Source organism: Mesotoga sp. H07pep.5.4, assembly GCF_003664935.1.
GTDB lineage: Bacteria > Thermotogota > Thermotogae > Petrotogales > Kosmotogaceae > Mesotoga > Mesotoga prima.
The window spans coordinates 55366-71178 of sequence record NZ_JFHM01000004.1; the positions used below are offsets into that span (position 1 = coordinate 55366).

Genomic DNA, 15813 nt, shown 5'->3' on the forward strand with positions numbered 1-15813 from the left:
CTTTGCATTTATTACTCACCGATCTCAAGAATCTGTCTTCCTCCATAGTAGCCACAATGTAGACAAACCCTGTGTGGCTGTTTTGGTTCACCGCAGTTTGGGCACGTAGAAACAGCGACCTTTATTGAGCTATACATTTTTGCTCGCTTCAAGTGAGTCCTGCTTCTGCTTCTTTTTTGCTTTGGAACGGCCACGCTAATCCCTCCAATATCTAACTCTTCAATTTTCCCTTAAGCTCAGCTATCGCTTTGTGCCAGCCATCAGGCATTTCTTCCTTCTTCTGGCAAGAATGATTTGGCTCCTCGTTAAGATCCGCTCCGCAAAACGGACAAAGACCTGCACAATCCTTTTTACAGAGAACCTTTTGAGGAACCTCAACAATTATAGCCTCAATTACTCGATCTGACAAGTCCAGGAGATCGCCTTCAAGTGGCAAGAGATTCTCCAAATCATCGCCTGCGCCTTCTCTTACCAGTGGAAGAGAATCCCTTTGCACATACGTTGCCTCAACTGTTCCTTCAACTGGAATGGATAGTACTTTCAGACAGCGGGCGCATCTGTCTTCTACGACGGTTTTTACGGAACCGGTAACGATAATCGAATCTTTATCTTTGTAAAGCTCGATGTGCACATCTACGTTGCTCAAGAGCTTGATCTCATCGGTGAAACCCGGATCCAGAACTAAATCTATAGTCTTCTTGAATTCGAAACTGTTAAGATCAACAATCAACTCATGAATCTTAGCCATACAAATCACCTCTGTGCCAGCAAATACTACAGCAAGGGTATTGCGAAACACTCTCGTTTCAATGAAGATAAGAAGAAAATTTCTTCATTCTGGATAGCAGATCTCTAGAGATCAAGTCGATATCGTCGGGACTCCTTTCCAGGGGATCTCCCAGTTTGATTTCGTCGACCTTAGAGAACCTATCTTGTACAAGTATTATATCCGTTGAAAGCCTGGCTGCCTCTGAAGGATCGTGAGTAACCATGATGATGCTGATTTTCCTGCCAGTCCATAATTTCTGAATATCTTCGATGAGTCGATCCTTTATCACGACATCAAGAGAGTTGAAGGGTTCGTCCATGAGAATCAGATCGGGGTTGAATGCGAGTGCTCTTGCGATATTCAGTCTCCTCCTCATTCCACCGCTTAGTTGTGAAGGATACTTATTCTCATGACCTTTTAGGCCCACAAACGAGAGGTACTCCACAGGATTAGATTTTGGAGACACTATCGAGATGTTCTGGAAGGCGTTCAGCCATGGAATCAATCTGTCGTCCTGGAAAACAAATCCCAGCCTCTCGCTTTGGAGCTCGACCCTACCTGCATCCGGTTTCAGTATACCGCTTATCATTCTCAAAAGAGTCGTTTTTCCGCACCCCGAGCTTCCAAGAATTGTGAGAAAGAAATCGCCTTCAACAGAATAGGAGAATCTGTCTACTATTGTTTCTCCGTCGAAAGCCTTGCTGAGATTGCTAACTCTTAAGAGCATACCGGCTACCCCTTTTGATGATCATGTCGAGAAGCCTTTCCGTCAAAATACCCAGAACAACAAGAACAAGTGTATACGCGAAGACCCTTTCTATGTTTATGGAGTATTTTGCGTCTGACATTGCTCTTCCTATCCCTGATGCTCCCACCATAAACTCGGCTACCGCAACTGATTTCCACATTATTCCTATTCCCGCTCTCATGGAAGATACGATAAAAGGAAATGCAGAAGCGAGATAGATCTTTCCGAAGACTGTATTCCTGGGAATCTTGTAAATCTTGGCCATTTCGACAAGCTTCTTATCCACGTTTCTTACGCCCTCTGCTATGTTTATTGTGAAGATCGGAAACAAGGTAAGGAATACTATATATACAGGGGAGGAGAAGCCAACTCCCCACCAGAATATTGCCAGGGCCAGCCACGACACAATTGGTATAGATTGCAGGATAACTACTATCGGCTTAATCAGCTCATATAATACATCGATTAGTCCCATAACGAAACCAACAGCAAGGCCAAGACCCAGCGCAATGAACAATCCGAGGAATGCCTTTGCGCAAGTTTCCGCGATGTCCGACCAACCCTTCCTGCTCGAGATGATTCTTAGAAATTCTTCCATTGTCTCTAACGGGCCGGGCAACAACAGGTCGCTCGAGACTATTGCAGATGCGATGAACCACCCCAGCAGCAGAAAGCCTACCGAGACGATTGGGGCCAACGTCCTCTTTCTAGAAGAAGAGAGCATCGATATCGAAATCACCCGTTAGCTCTGGATCAAGTTCCTTGAGTCTATTAAGGTAGATCGCAATGTCCTCTCTCGCATCTTCGGCCGTCAAAAAGAGGAAACCTGCCGTATCCATTGCCTTTTGCAGTACCGGTGCAGGGAATCCGCCCATCTTTTCCGATACGGTTGCAGCGGTTTTTTCCCTGTTTGTAAGAGAGAGATTCATAGACTGCTGATACAGAAGCAGGAACGACTCCGCAACGCCTCTGTCGAGAGTGCCGCTGACGAATATTCCCGATGTGGGGATGTTAATCCTCTGTTCGTTGAAACTCTCCCAAAGATCTTCTATTGGCATCGATCTTATCGAACCTTGCACACGTGTTTCGGCAAGCGATGCGAAGGGCTCGGGCACGAGAATTACCTTGGCCTTGCCCCCGGCGAGCAACTGAACTGCCTCTGCCCCACCGACATAGACAATATCCAGGTCTCTTCCGACTTCGTATCCCTTCGACTCGAGAGCACCGCGAAGGATAGTATCTGCAGTCTGTCCCGGTGCCTGAAGAGTATATACTTCTGTATCGACCAGGTCCTCAATGTCTTCTATCGTCTTTTCTGTAGATATGAAATAGAAACCGTTCCACATGCTGACGGCTGCTAGCTTTATGTCTACACCGGACGATGCGAGTTTAACCCCTACAGTGACGGGAAGAAGGGCAATTTGTGCCTTTTCGGTAACCATCATCGAAATAGCCTCATCTACGCTTCTCCAGAGATTGATCTCGAGACCGGGAATCTCTTCTGATAAATTAGAGGAGAGCAGCTCGGCTATCGGAATCAACGTTGGGCCTACTGGATTGATGTAATTCACCCCAAAAGAAAAGAGAGTGATGAAAAGCAGAGTTGACACTGCAACGAATTTCCTCATTAAGAACCACCTCCATACCCAATTATACACTGAATTAGCGTCTCCGACGACGGCTTATCAGCTATGAAGGCCAAATTGAGAGCCCGGAGCCGAATTTGCGATCTCAGCGTGCTTTTTTCTCCCGCAAAGGCCAAGATCGCCCTCTATGAGGAGTTTGGTAATTTGAGCTCTGAGTGGTAGAATAATAGCGACATCTCATGCGAAGGGGGGAACAGAATGAACAAAAAAGAACTCATCGCTGAAATCGCTGAGAAAACAGGTGTTACTAAGAAGGATGCTGGAAAGACCCTTGACACGGTGATCGACATCATCGAGAAGACTCTTTCAAAGGGTGATGTCGTAAGACTTGTTGGCTTTGGCACATTTATGGTGGCGTCAAGGAAGGCCAGAAAGGGTGTCAATCCGAGAACCAAGAAGCCCATCACTATACCGGGCGGAAAAGTTCCGAAATTTGTACCTGGAAAGGAACTGAAGGAAAAGGTAAAATAGTGTCGTGGACTCTGCGGCGGCCGGAGTTGCCGCCGCTTTTGTTTTGGAGTGAAGGATTTGAAAGGATTATGGTTTTTTCTTATTGCCTTGATCATTGTTGTGGCCTTGGGTTCTTTCTTTAATATCTATTTTCTGAAGCAGTTCGGCGATGAAATGATTTCTAGCCTAAGCACGAGAGAGATCGAGAGCAAACTTCAGCAGATGTCTGAAAGAGTCTCCCTCCTTAACACGAATTTAGATTCTCTTTCCTCTGTTGAAGTGAGAGAGGATCTTTCGAGAATCATTACGGACTTTGAAAGAATAATCGCAGATATTAACTATGTCTCGAACTCCTTGAGCAGTACTCCCGTGCTTGATTCCATCGCACAGCTTTCCTCAGATTTGAAGCTGATAAAGAGATCCATCGACTCACTGGACAGTGGAGAAAGCGTCGACTATTCGACTCAAATTGAAGGGGTACGGGGAAAGATCGTATCTCTCGAGTGGCAGGTTGAAGAGCTGAAGAAGCTGCTCGAATCGAGCACAGCTGATCTGAAGAAAGCGGTCATGAATGTTAACGCGTTTTCAAGTCAGGCTGATCAGTCTTATAAAGAGGAAGTCGGAAAAGGCGTTCGCATAAGAATAGAATCGGGCTTCAAGGGGAGCAGCATTCTTCATGACAGCGATATCCTGATGATCTTGAACGAGTTATACGCTCTGAGGGCCACGGAGATCTCGCTCAACGGTAAGAGGATAATGCCATACACATATGTACGCTGTGTAGGCGCAACTGTTATAATTAATGATGAACCGACTCAAATTTCGCCCATTGTGATAGAGGTTTTGGGCGAGTATGATTATCTTGTTTCCGGTCTGGGTCTCTTGAAGGAGTTTTTTGCAGGCAGGGAGATTGACATGACTTTTCTGCCTCTTGAATTTATCACTATTCCCGCGGGAGGGGGTTGATTCAGTTGAGAAAAAGTGCCCTTCTATTTCTTCTGGTACTTATCATGGTTTTCTTCACGGGGTGTGACTTCCCGTTTATTACGAGGGATGATTTTACCCAAAGAATGGATGCGCTCGAACAAAAAATCGATTCTCTGGCAGCTGGCCAGAAGAAGCTTGCCCAGCTAGAGGATGCCGTCGAGGAGCTTGCTTTCAGGATAAATTTCGTTCAGGCAATTGAACCTACATATGCCGGTTATGAAGAACTTGAGGCTGTTAGGGCGGAGCTTCAGATAATCAAGAACATGCTTGCCGAGTCGGTTATAGATTCAGCATCTTCCGCAGCGATCGTTAAAACACTCTACGACAAAATCGACGGAGTTCTAACCAGTACTGTGGAAAACAACATAATTACTCGGGAAATCGATGACCTGAACAGAAAGGTTCAGGCGCTTGAATCACTAAACTCTTCGAGGTACTCGGAGTTAGTTCAGAGAATCTCCGAGATTGGCACTTACGATAGTTCCATTGACGAGGCGAAGTATGAAGAGCTGCTCCAGAGGATCGAGGAGATAAAGAGCGCAGAAGTTGTCGTTGTACAGCAGGAATCCGATGAAGATGATCGCAGGTACGAAGAACTCGTTAACAAGGTTGAGGAGCTCGCCGCCAGAACCGATATCTCCGTTCTTGACAGCGCTAAGTATGATTCCTTGGCAAGAAGACTTGCCGAGCTGGAGCAGACCGTAGGTTCATCTGTGATAGATTCTGAGGTCTTCAACGAACTCGTTTCTAGAATAGACGAAATGGATTCCAGAACGCGCGAACTCGCCGATAATCTCCAGAGCATTGAGCGGCAGGAGGAGCCTGAAGAGAAGAACTTTGTGACGATGGCCACTTTCCTGGGAGAGATTTCCGATATAAGAAGCAGGCTCGGTGCAGCCGCATACGAGACAATTGAACCGACTTCCCATGTATCTTACATTGTTAAATCGGGCGATAACCTGTGGAGCATTGCTCAAGCGTATGGGGTAACGGTGGAACAGCTTAAGGCGATGAATCCTGAAATCAAGAACTGGGATCTGATCTATCGTGGCGATGAGATAAAGATCCCGCTTTCTTTGGACAATCTCATGGCCAAGGCTTCCATTGCCACTCATTTTGGACTGAATCTTGGCGTGGATTTTCTTGTGGATTCGATAGAATCTAATTTTGGAAGCTACGACTATGGTTATGCAAATCCCGGTATGGACCTTACCGTGCCTCCAGGCTCAAGAATCACGGCTTTTCTTCCGGGAAAGGTCATACTTTCGGAAAGAGTAAATGATTTGTATGGCGAGATGGTTGTGGTGGACCACGGAAACAACATGAAGACCGTATACGCGCGTCTGGGCAGCCGCATGGTTATGAAGGGTGATTTTGTTAGGGTTGGGGATACTATCGGATCGGCCTCGGATGCCAAAGGTAATCTTCATTTCGAGTTCTGGAAAGCCGATGTGCCTGTCAATCCAGCCGATATAATATTCGAGAATGTCGGGACTTTTGAAGTGACTATGTACACCGAATGGGATGATGCAAAGAATCCTACGTCGCCATCATTCAAGATGACTGCGAGCGGCGATTTCGTTAAGGGATATAGAACGGTAGCAGCAGATCCAGTTGTAATTCCTCTTGGTTCAATTGTCTATATTCCGTTCTTCTCATCTTCTCCAAACAAGGGCTTCTTTGTTGTGGAGGATACCGGGAGCTCGATCAAAGGAAATAAGATCGATGTATATACCCATGACTTCGATACGGCATCGAATTTCAAAGAGGATCTTCTTGTGTACGTGGTGAAGAAGCCTTGAGTAGATTAGTAACTGTTATTCTCTTATTTGCCTGTATTATAGCTGTTTCGGGAATGGGAGCGATTACGCTCGGCCAGAGGTATCCCTTGGGCATAATGCCATCCGGACTGCTGAAAATTAAGAACAGCAGTGGTACTTATTACATAACTCTCGTTAAGGGCGACTCCGAGTTAATAGTCTTCGATGCAAATTTCAGACCTGTGACGATCTTCGACTCGATGCGCAATGATGGAATCAACGATATCATCTACAGGGACGGGAAACTCTACTGCTTCGGATTCTACAGTGGCAGGTTGATTGTTGTGGACGCTTCCGTTCATCCTAGTAAATGGAAAAAGATCGACGAGATTCCAACATCCAGCAGGCTAATCACCGGATCGTTCATAGATGGAAAGGTTGGAATATTGACTAATGAGTTCGAGTTCCTGCTGCTGGACATATCCAAGAGGGAGATAATAAAGAGGCAGAAGCTCCCGGTCATAGCTCTATCTATAGCGGAAGATTCTAATTTCTTTTTCGTATCGCTCTTCCATAACTATAATCTTCTTACACATTCCCACGAGACCGAAAAAGGGCTTCTCGTATTTGATGAATGGGGTAATCTGGTAAACGAAGCAAATGTCGGTAAACGGCCATCTTACATTCTTTTAGAGGGAGAAAGAATCTTCCTGGTTTCATATGTGGATGAAAATCTCAAGGTTCTTTCTAAGAGTGATTTAGCTGAGATCACCACGGTTCAGCTGGGTAGATATCCAAATTTTCCCGTGATTCACGACGGAAAGATCTGGATCGCATTGACCGGCGAAGACCAGATAATGACAGTAGACCTGTCCACCTACAGTACCAAGAAATTTGATTTAATGGGTCGCGGTCCGATAAAAGTCGTTCACAGTGAAGATAAAATTTACGTTCTGGAGACCGTTACTGGAACACTCGAGGTTCTTGATAGTCGAGGAATTACGATAGAATTTGTAGAGTTAGATGGGTATCCGGTCGATCTCGTCTTCAACGGAATGGAAATGGCCGTGCTGCTTCAAGAAGATTGGCAAACCGGAAAGAACACGGGAGCATTGCTGTTACTTAAATCTAGTTGAGATCTACGCTTAAATATCTTTCGTAGGTGTCCGGGGCGATTGTTGCAATTCGCTTGAATCCTTTTTTTGATAGCTGTAAAGCTCCGGCGACGTTGGCTCCGGACGAAATTCCTACGAGTAGCCCTTCCTTTTTGTGCAGCCATTTCATGATTGAAAGCGCCTCTTCGTCTTCAATCGTCATCACTTCGTCCAGCAATGAAAGATCAAGCGTTTGCGGTTTGAAACCGGGACCGATTCCCTGTATCTTATGACTTCCGCTTCTTCCCTTTGAAATGAAGGGAGATCCTTCGGGTTCTATTCCCGCGATGTACACGTCCGGTTTCTTCTCTTTGAGGAACCTTCCGACACCGGAAACGGTTCCCCCAGTACCCATTCCACATATGAAAGCGTCGATATCTTCCCCAACTTGAGAGTATATCTCAGGGCCTGTCGAAGCGTAATGGTATCCTGGATTCGACTGGTTGTTGAACTGATCGAGCATGAAGGAGTCCGTGTTGTTTTTCAGATAGGTCTTTGCCCCGTCATAGGAACCCGATATCCCCTTTTCGGAGGGAGTTTTCACTACTTCAGCACCAAGCGCTTCCATTATCTTTACACGTTCGATACTTGCAGATTCCGGCATGAAGAGGACCGCTCCGTAGCCTCTTGGGGCCGCAAGCATTGCAATTGCGATGCCGGTATTTCCACTTGTCGGCTCCACAATGGTCATTCCCTTTTTCAGGATTCCTCTACTTTCAGCATCAAGAATCATTCCAAGAACGGCCCTGTCCTTGATGCTGCCGCCGGGGTTATTCTTTTCAATCTTCAGGAAGATCTTTGCAGAATGGCCAAAAGAACTTAGTTCCAGAAGCGGTGTATTGCCTATCGCATCAAACAGGTTCATCCTGATTTCTCCCCCTTTCTACGGTTGGTACATGAATTCTTGCGGGGATACCCGCTGCAAGAGAGCCGTGAGGCACGTGTTCGAGCACGACGCTATTTGCCCCCACTCTTGCATTATCGCATACATATATAGGACCAAGAATCTTGGCTCCCGCACCTAGCACTACGTTTCGTCCAACGTCCGGATGACGCTTTCCCGTCATGACGTTTTTTGAACCAAGGGTTACGCCGTGATAAATCAGTGTTCCTTTGCCTACCGATGCGGTGGAACCAATTACTACCCCTGAGCCGTGGTCAATGACGACTCCTCCTTCAATTCTTGCGGCGGGATGAATGTCCATAGAATAAGCAACTCTTGAGAAATAATGTAGAATTCTCGCGAAAAGACCGAGGCCTCCATTCCATAGAAGGTTGGAGATCCTGTACAGCAGTAAACCATGGAACCCGGCAGAAAAGAGAAAGACATGCCACTTTCTGGAAACTGTCGGATCTTTTTCTAGATAAGCCTTTAGATCTTCTGAAATGTCGATTCCAGTCTGTCTTATATTTTCGAATGCCTTCATCTAACCACCCTCTCTTTTTTTGCCTCATAGAGAAAGTATACTAAATGAATCGGGATTAGAGTTACCGGTTGGTAAATCTCCCTCTCTTACGAAGGGCCGCAAAGAGTAGTGAAGAAAAGGCGGCCATTACCATTCCCGAAATCCCGGCAATGGTGTACATTCTCCTAATACCGAATGCACGTATCAAAACGCCTCCCATGACTGAACCCAGGAGATAACTCAGCCCCATAGTTGACATCCAGTAGATTGTGAGCGCCCTTGTTGCTTTGTTTTCTTCGAAATTTTTGTGGATGAAGTTTGTAACGGAATAATAGACCACAATGTAGTTGATTCCGTGCAAAGCTTGAAATAGTAGAAAGACTGGAAAAGATGGAGCAATTGAAGTCAGGAACCATCTTAGCCCCGTAGCAAAGATTCCCACAAGAAGCAGTCTGGTATTGCCTATTCTATCTATGATCTTTTCGGCGAAAAGAAGAAAAGGCACCTCTGAGAGTGCCATCAACGAAAAGGAGAAACCTACCGATGAAAGGTCGTACCCCATTTCACTGGTCAAAAGAGGGAGAAAGGTTGATCCAAACGCACCGACTGTAATCGATGCAACTCCTGCCAGCACAAGCAAGTAGAATTCGACTGGCAATGGCGTGGAATTCCTTTCGCTTTCACTCCTTCCAAGCATCCGCTTTGACGGATAAGCTCTGCTCACTGCGGCAGCTGTCAGCAGCGATACGCTGGCAATTATGAAGATCATTACGAAGCCTGCCCTCAATGCGATTCCAGAGATTAGGGCAGTTGCCGAATAACCTACAGTACCGAATGCCCTTGCCATGTTGAAGCGTTTTCCCTTGCTCCTCAAAGACGGTACTACTACGGATTCTGAGATTGGGACGATGCTGACCGCAAAGAATGCAAAAAGGGACATCGCAATCAATGAGGTTTCAAAGGTTGGAGTCAGAAAGACACCCCATACGGTGATCGCGGAGACGATCGAAAGCGTCCCCATTACCAAAGCGCCGCCTCTTTTTCTTGACCTCTTGAACCAGAAGGGATTGGCAATTACTGAAAGTATAGGAGTAACCGCCATTAGAATTCCGATTTCGACTGAAGAGAAGCCTTTGCTCTGGAAAAACTGACTGAAAAGAGCCATAACGCCTAGATTTGAGTAGATAAAGATTTCTGTAGCTGTCTCACGAGCGCTGGAAGAGGCTCCAGAAAGAAAAAGCGGCACCAATTATCAGTCCTCCTGGTGTAAAATTCTTATGGGGGTGAATCCATTGTCGAAATGTTGTTTATCTCTATTGATGCTTATCATACCACTAATGATTCTGGGAAGCACCGGCCTGCACGTGACTCTTTCACCTTCATTATCTCTCGATAATATCCCCTCTGTCGCGAGCAACTACGTTCCCGATTTAGAAGATTTAGACAGGTATATGCGGATTCCGGCGATCTTTTCGGGGGGTATGGAGATAGCGATCGGTAATTCGCAGTTGTACGTGAATATGGACTTGAGACAGGAGTTTTCGGATTACCTGATGGGAGACTGGTTAAGCAATCTGCCGCTTTCCACGACTTCCTTTCTTCCTGCCATTGACGTGAACTTTCCCAGACTGGGTTACTTCGAACGGAGAGATTCAAATTCATTCATATCGTTGGGAAGAAGGAAGCTCGGTCTCGGAGTTTCAACTTACAGCTTTGTTATCTCAAATTTTCTTCCGTATTTCGACCACCTGTGGATAGAGTTGAACGGGCAGGCAAAATCAGGTGAGTATCTTTATGATTTCTTCGCAGTATCTGCCGACAGAACGATAAGCGGCGGGCCAAAGACGCTTTTGGGTCATCGCTTCGGTTACATGAACGAAAACTTGAAAGTTACGTTTGGTGAGGAGAATCTTGTTTATGGTGTCTATCCCGATCTGCAGGACCTCGGACCGTTCTTGATTTACCACCATACCTATCAAAGCAACTCAAATGTCACTGCCACACTTGCAGCAGAGGTTAAACTAAGCGATGTAATGGCTTACGGAGAGTTCACACTTGATGACTTCAGACTTACATCAGAAAGCTCGAATTCCAATCCAACGGCATTTGGCTGGGTTGCAGGTTTTCTCTGGAGAATTTCCGATGGCAGGCCATATACTGGACCTAAACTAGATGAATCGGAGCATGAAATTAGAGATAAAACTCTTCTGCAAGACGGTGGCCTCAGAGTCAGGATGGAGCACTACCATTCCACCACGTATCTCTACAACAGGGGAACAAATATAGGAAAGTTCACTTATCCCTATAGATTCAATGTATTACATCTAGACTCTTGGCCCGTCATCACGGGATTCTACGGATTCCCTTATGGCCCGGATTCGACACTAACGCTGATAGGCATAGAATACGAGAGCCAGAACGTTTCGTTGAAAATCGCTGCAGAACTATTGCGAGCCGGTTCAGTCACCATAGATTCTCCGTATTCTCCACCCTTCGATCCTGAGTGGTATGGACCGAAGAAGCCGATAACCACTTCTTTCATTCTGACTGGAGAAGGTTTTTATGCAGCAAATCAAAATACAACTCTCTTCGTTGCCGGTAAGCTGACCTTTTCCAGAAAGGTTGATTTCGGGATAAATGTCGGTTTTATTAGAATGTTTTCACTACTATAGGGAGGTATCGCAGATGAAGAAGTTTACCTTGCTTCTGTTCTTTACACTGTTAGCGACAGTGTTTGGTAGTCAGGGAACCCTGATGTTCAAGGGCACAGATCAATACAACTTGTTTTTGGGCAGAAACCTGGTTGATGGGAGAACTCTCTTTACTGCAAATACTGCAATTCCAGAGGGATTTGCTTCAGTCCAGGTTGAGCAGCCTACGGTAAAGACCGCGGCTGGAACCGACGTTTTTCTCCGAGTTACTCCGCAGTTCATGATACATAACTTCGAACCCTTCAAACAAAAGGGGTGGTTGCAGTCTGTTGTTCCTCTTTATTTGAGGTATCGGTACGATACTTTGAAGCCCTGGCTTGTGCTGGGTTTTGAGAGCGAAGTATCCGACAATGTCACGGGCTTCATAAATCTCGACATCCCGAAAGACTACAGGAGCTACATCAGTCACGGCGATAACTTTGATTCGAAGCCGTATATGAACTTTCCAGTGGAGCTCTTTGAGGGAAAACTGGAGGCGCTTGACATGAGTTGGCCAACACTCGGTTACGTGTCCTACTCTAGTGATAACTTCTATGCTTCGCTGGGTAGATACAAGGTGGCCTGGGGACCTATGAGAAATGGATTGACTATAAGTGACGCATCGTCTTATTACGACAATGTCTCTTCTTCATATACTACGCCTCTCTGGAAGAGCGGCCACTTTACCTATTCTTTTCTGGTTATAACCCCGACTTCACTCCTGAACGATGAAGAGTGGGTAAAACAGGGGAAAGTGTGGGATCTGAACCAGAGAAGGCCGTACACCGAAGGAGCGAAGACTATCATTGGGCACCGCTTCGATGTTCAGTTTTCGACGTGGGGGAGGATCGGTGTAGGAGAACTTAACGTCGTTGGAGGGAAACACCCCGATCTGAACGATGCCAATCCATTCATAATCTTCCACAATACATACGGCGAAGACTTCTCAAACGTCATGGCCTCGCTTGACCTTTCTCTGGTTCCTTTCAAGGGTATTGAACTCTACGGAGAAATCGCCATAGATGACGTCTCTTTCGGTTCTACTGAGGCCGGGGCGCGGGGCAAACCAACTGCCCTGGCTTATGGTGGTGGTTTTAGATACGCGGTGGATATTAAGGGAATGTTGCTTCTTGCCTCTGTAGAGCTCTATCACACTGACACGTGGATGTACAATCGCTGGCAGCCGTTTCTCACATTCACAAACAGAATCTACACTAAGTCCGAGCTTCCAGGAAGCAGGGATTTCACAGATTATCCTCTGGGATTTAAGTACGGACCTGATCTCAATGGGTTCTCGATTATGGCTAATGCAATAATGACCAATGGGCTTTCAATCTCCTTTGTATATGAATACTTCAAACAGGGAGAAGTTACTCTGAAAACCCCTTACTTGAACATGGAAGAGCCGGAAGACGACCCCGGTGAGTTTACGGCTCCTGAAGATTGGAGCGGGCCAGTTGGTGAAACTGTTAATGCGAACATCTTGAAGCTCAATGCAATGATCCCTTACAGGGACTTTACGTTCGGAAGCGACTTCTCTCTATACTTTGGAGATTATTTCAAGAAGAACGGAGGGTATGAAAGACCGATTTTCGAGATCAGGCCTTATATGTCCTACGTCTTCTAGAAAGTGCGTTACTCCTGTAAATGTCTTCATAAAAAGGGACGAGAAATGACCCGTCCCTTTTTTCTAACAGGACTATATGAAGCCAAATACAAGGAATCCTATTAGGAATCCGATTATCAGTCCTACAATCAATCCTCTTGAGAACCTGTCGGTTCCTCGGGGTGGTGTTCTTTCCTGATTTTGGCTTTCTTTGTACCAGTCTCTATCGTAGATTCCCAATTACTACCACTCCTTTCACTGAGAATGAAATCCATCCAGTACCTCTTTATGAATATAAGGATTGGAACTGCAAAAACAACGCCAAAGACGCCCAGCAGTTCGCCAAACCCTATTATCGATACCAGCACGATGAACCAGTTAATCTTAACTCTGTTCGAGAGAATTTTCGGCGACAGGAACCAGATCTCCATCTGGTTGGCGAAGACCAGCAAGACGATGGCTCCAACAACCCCCCAAAGCCCTTTGCTTACGAAAGAAAGCACGATCATCGGAATCGATGTAACAACCACGCCAAGATAAGGGACAAAATTAGTGATTCCCGCCAGCAAACCGAGGAATATCGCATTCGGGATACCGAGAATGGCCGATCCGATAGCGATTATTGTTCCAACAACAAGAGCAATTATCAGCTGGCCGCCAATGTAGGTCTGAAAATCCTTGTACAATGAATGAAAAAAGCTGCTCACCTTGTCCTGATCACAACCGGGAAAGAGCACGGGCACGCTTTTCTGGATCATATTGGTCTTTCTTGCGACCACAAAACCCGCAATAATCAGCAAGACAACACCTGTAATCCATGAAGTGATGTTTGAGGCAACGTATTGCCCAATCATGATTGCTGCATCACTCAACCACTGGGATGCGCTCTCGACTATGTCGACTATCGCTTCAGAAATGAATGGGGGAAGCTTCTCCAGCCACTTGTCGAATGTACCGCCATTGAAAAGAGAATCCAGCTCCAACGAAAGGCCTTTCACACCATTGATGGTTATTGGGACTACTCTGTAGATAAGGAAGAACATAAACGATAGAAGAGCTATGCCGGTTACTATGCTTAGGGCTCCCCTAGGGATCTTTCTACTGACAAATTGAGCCGGTGTGTTGATAATTAGCGAAAATATAAAGGCCAGTCCGAGAACCCTTGAGGTAGTAGGAAAGAGAAAGAGTGTCATGAACACTGCTATGAAATATCCAAGAACCCAGAACTTTGCTTTCTTCATAATAGCCCTCCACCGGAGAATAGTGACAAATCTGTTGTATACTCAATATGTATAATATCTTTTGAGGTGCCTTTATGAAAAGAGTATATATTATCCTGACAGTCTTTTTTCTTATTGCATTTGTTTCATTTGGCTCGATGCATTCATCAAGGATGATGGCTCCTGGATCTGTCAGAGCAATGGCTGGTTTCAAAGACGTTGGACTGAGAATTGGAATTCTTTCCTTTCTTGAAGCCGGTTGGTTCACTGATGAAGGTCCTTACTTCACCGTGGGCTACGATGAAAACTTTCATTTTGCTTCCCGCGTTTCCTTCTCCTCACTTCAAGAAGCGAGAGTAATCGCGGAGTTAGGATATGATTTCAACGTTGTTTATCTAGAGGTAGGAGGGCTTTATGAATACGCCGCTCCCGATGCCTCGTTTCTTGGCGGACAATTGAAGGCTGAAGTGTTTTTCGATAATGATTTGAGCATTGTCAACGCTACCCTTGGCAGATTTCAGAAGGTTGCTGGCGAGACGCAGAAGCAAAGTTATACCTCTGTTGGTTTCTCCGCCAGGCGAAGGCTGGAAATTGGAAAGCAATTTTACTTTATCAACCTCGAAAGTGTCGAGCTTGTTGGTACATTAAAATGGGAGATAGAAGATGACCTCTCTTCCTTCAGCCCCTTTCCTGCGTACAGTTTTGTAGGAATCCAGTTTAATCTGGGATTTATAAACCAATAGAAACCCTTCCGATAATCATCGGAAGGGATTTTACGTTGCCTTTCCTGATAGTTTTTCCGCAGAAATCAAACTATGAAAGAAGTTTGGCTATTTCGTCTACTTCCTTTTCGTCAGGCATCTCACCATCAACTGCCATTTCCATGATTTTGCCTGCTATGTAAGATAGAAGACGATGAGACACTTTGGAAGCACGTCTCATTGACATTGAAGATCCTAGCGCTCTCTCTAATCTATCGTAGAAGTCGGCCCTCGCATTGATAAGGATCTCCCTCACTCTTTTGTTCTTCATTCCGTGAAGCCAGAGATATACAAGAGAAACCATTATATCTGGCCTTTCAGAATAGAGCTTCAACAGTTCTGCGTAAAGATCTCTTGTAATCTCTACAGGCTGTTTGCCTTGATCGATGAGTGGTTCGATTCTCGGTAGGACGTAGTTGTTGAGAATATGCCTTGATAGATCGATTAGCATTCCCTCTTTGGAACGGTGGTGATAGTGAATAGCCGCAAGGTTCACTTCTGCTATCCCTGAAACCTTACGTGTGCTCAGGCCTTCGATCGTTTCTTCAGCGATGACCTGTATAGCAGCCTCCATTATTCTCTCTCTTGTTTCTTGACCGCGCACTGTCGTCACTCC

General features: G+C 45.7%; 17 protein-coding genes. 7 read left to right on the forward strand and 10 right to left on the reverse strand.

Features of this window, described 5'->3' with window-relative positions; translation table 11 throughout:
- Positions 1–11: 11 nt before the first annotated feature.
- From rpmF to Y696_RS01460, 5 genes are read right to left on the reverse strand one after another with little or no spacing between them, the layout of a single operon-like run.
- Positions 12–194, reverse strand: coding sequence for a 50S ribosomal protein L32 (gene rpmF / locus Y696_RS01440; RefSeq protein WP_014730134.1), 183 nt, complete (start codon positions 192–194; stop codon positions 12–14).
- A 17-nt stretch (positions 195–211) separates the two neighbouring features.
- Positions 212–748 (reverse strand): DUF177 domain-containing protein, encoded by a 537-nt coding sequence (locus Y696_RS01445; protein ID WP_121509654.1) that lies wholly within the window; start codon positions 746–748, stop codon positions 212–214.
- A gap of 58 nt (positions 749–806) precedes the next feature.
- A complete protein-coding gene (locus Y696_RS01450; protein ID WP_121509655.1) occupies positions 807–1496 on the reverse strand; it encodes an ABC transporter ATP-binding protein in 690 nt (229 codons plus the stop codon).
- Entirely contained in the window at positions 1480–2256 is a 777-nt protein-coding gene (locus Y696_RS01455) for an ABC transporter permease (RefSeq protein ID WP_121509656.1), read from the reverse strand. The genes Y696_RS01450 and Y696_RS01455 overlap by 17 nt, the downstream gene beginning before the upstream one ends.
- On the reverse strand, positions 2225–3145 hold the full coding sequence (locus tag Y696_RS01460; protein ID WP_121509657.1) for an ABC transporter substrate-binding protein: 921 nt from the start codon (positions 3143–3145) through the stop codon (positions 2225–2227). Before Y696_RS01460 ends, Y696_RS01455 begins: the two co-directional genes overlap by 32 nt.
- Positions 3146–3361: 216 nt before the next feature.
- Here Y696_RS01460 and Y696_RS01465 point away from each other — a divergent pair, with 216 nt between their 5' ends.
- The 4 genes from Y696_RS01465 to Y696_RS01480 are packed head-to-tail and all read left to right on the forward strand — an operon-like array spanning position 3362 to position 7496.
- Complete coding sequence (locus tag Y696_RS01465; protein ID WP_006491697.1) at positions 3362–3634, forward strand: HU family DNA-binding protein; 273 nt, start codon at positions 3362–3364, stop codon at positions 3632–3634.
- 48 nt (positions 3635–3682) lie between these two features.
- Positions 3683–4579 carry a DUF881 domain-containing protein gene (locus Y696_RS01470; protein WP_121509658.1) on the forward strand — a complete coding sequence of 299 codons (897 nt, stop codon included), beginning with the start codon at positions 3683–3685 and terminating at the stop codon, positions 4577–4579.
- A gap of 5 nt (positions 4580–4584) precedes the next feature.
- Positions 4585–6402: a peptidoglycan DD-metalloendopeptidase family protein gene (locus tag Y696_RS01475; RefSeq protein ID WP_121509774.1), complete on the forward strand. Its 1818-nt coding sequence runs from the start codon at positions 4585–4587 to the stop codon at positions 6400–6402.
- On the forward strand, positions 6399–7496 hold the full coding sequence (locus tag Y696_RS01480) for a YncE family protein (protein ID WP_121509659.1): 1098 nt from the start codon (positions 6399–6401) through the stop codon (positions 7494–7496). Before Y696_RS01475 ends, Y696_RS01480 begins: the two co-directional genes overlap by 4 nt.
- Here Y696_RS01480 and cysK read toward each other — a convergent pair.
- The 3 genes from cysK to Y696_RS01495 form a co-directional block, all read right to left on the reverse strand.
- Positions 7489–8379, reverse strand: a complete 891-nt coding sequence (gene cysK / locus Y696_RS01485; RefSeq protein ID WP_121509660.1) for a cysteine synthase A — start codon at positions 8377–8379, stop codon at positions 7489–7491. The two genes, Y696_RS01480 and cysK, sit on opposite strands and share 8 nt — an antisense overlap.
- Entirely contained in the window at positions 8366–8941 is a 576-nt protein-coding gene (epsC, locus tag Y696_RS01490) for a serine O-acetyltransferase EpsC (RefSeq protein WP_121509661.1), read from the reverse strand. The genes cysK and epsC overlap by 14 nt, the downstream gene beginning before the upstream one ends.
- A gap of 61 nt (positions 8942–9002) precedes the next feature.
- Positions 9003–10166, reverse strand: a complete 1164-nt coding sequence (locus tag Y696_RS01495; protein ID WP_259459835.1) for an MFS transporter — start codon at positions 10164–10166, stop codon at positions 9003–9005.
- Between the two features lie 37 nt (positions 10167–10203).
- On the opposite strand from Y696_RS01495, the gene Y696_RS01500 reads away from it, so the two are divergent.
- A complete protein-coding gene (locus Y696_RS01500; RefSeq protein WP_259459836.1) occupies positions 10204–11592 on the forward strand; it encodes a hypothetical protein in 1389 nt (462 codons plus the stop codon).
- A 13-nt stretch (positions 11593–11605) separates the two neighbouring features.
- Entirely contained in the window at positions 11606–13237 is a 1632-nt protein-coding gene (locus Y696_RS01505; RefSeq protein WP_121509664.1) for a capsule assembly Wzi family protein, read from the forward strand.
- Between the two features lie 128 nt (positions 13238–13365).
- Here Y696_RS01505 and Y696_RS01510 read toward each other — a convergent pair whose 3' ends face one another.
- A complete protein-coding gene (locus Y696_RS01510) occupies positions 13366–14457 on the reverse strand; it encodes an AI-2E family transporter (RefSeq protein WP_121509665.1) in 1092 nt (363 codons plus the stop codon).
- Between the two features lie 74 nt (positions 14458–14531).
- Here Y696_RS01510 and Y696_RS01515 point away from each other — a divergent pair, with 74 nt between their 5' ends.
- Complete coding sequence (locus Y696_RS01515) at positions 14532–15179, forward strand: hypothetical protein (RefSeq protein WP_014730147.1); 648 nt, start codon at positions 14532–14534, stop codon at positions 15177–15179.
- Positions 15180–15249: 70 nt separating this feature from the next.
- Here the strand turns inward: Y696_RS01515 and Y696_RS01520 are convergent, their stop codons facing one another.
- Complete coding sequence (locus Y696_RS01520; RefSeq protein WP_006491714.1) at positions 15250–15801, reverse strand: TetR/AcrR family transcriptional regulator; 552 nt, start codon at positions 15799–15801, stop codon at positions 15250–15252.
- Positions 15802–15813: the final 12 nt, after the last annotated feature.

Bases quoted from the DNA above. Each gene is read 5' to 3' on its own strand.
- Y696_RS01445 (WP_121509654.1), bottom strand. From the start codon at position 748: ATGGCTAAGATTCATGAGTTGATTGTTGATCTTAACAGTTTCGAATTC.
- Y696_RS01450 (WP_121509655.1), bottom strand. From the start codon at position 1,496: ATGCTCTTAAGAGTTAGCAATCTCAGCAAGGCTTTCGACGGAGAAACA.
- Y696_RS01460 (WP_121509657.1), bottom strand. From the start codon at position 3,145: ATGAGGAAATTCGTTGCAGTGTCAACTCTGCTTTTCATCACTCTCTTT.
- Y696_RS01465 (WP_006491697.1), top strand. From the start codon at position 3,362: ATGAACAAAAAAGAACTCATCGCTGAAATCGCTGAGAAAACAGGTGTT.
- cysK (WP_121509660.1), bottom strand. From the start codon at position 8,379: ATGAACCTGTTTGATGCGATAGGCAATACACCGCTTCTGGAACTAAGT.
- epsC (WP_121509661.1), bottom strand. From the start codon at position 8,941: ATGAAGGCATTCGAAAATATAAGACAGACTGGAATCGACATTTCAGAA.
- Y696_RS01505 (WP_121509664.1), top strand. From the start codon at position 11,606: ATGAAGAAGTTTACCTTGCTTCTGTTCTTTACACTGTTAGCGACAGTG.
- Y696_RS01510 (WP_121509665.1), bottom strand. From the start codon at position 14,457: ATGAAGAAAGCAAAGTTCTGGGTTCTTGGATATTTCATAGCAGTGTTC.
- Y696_RS01515 (WP_014730147.1), top strand. From the start codon at position 14,532: ATGAAAAGAGTATATATTATCCTGACAGTCTTTTTTCTTATTGCATTT.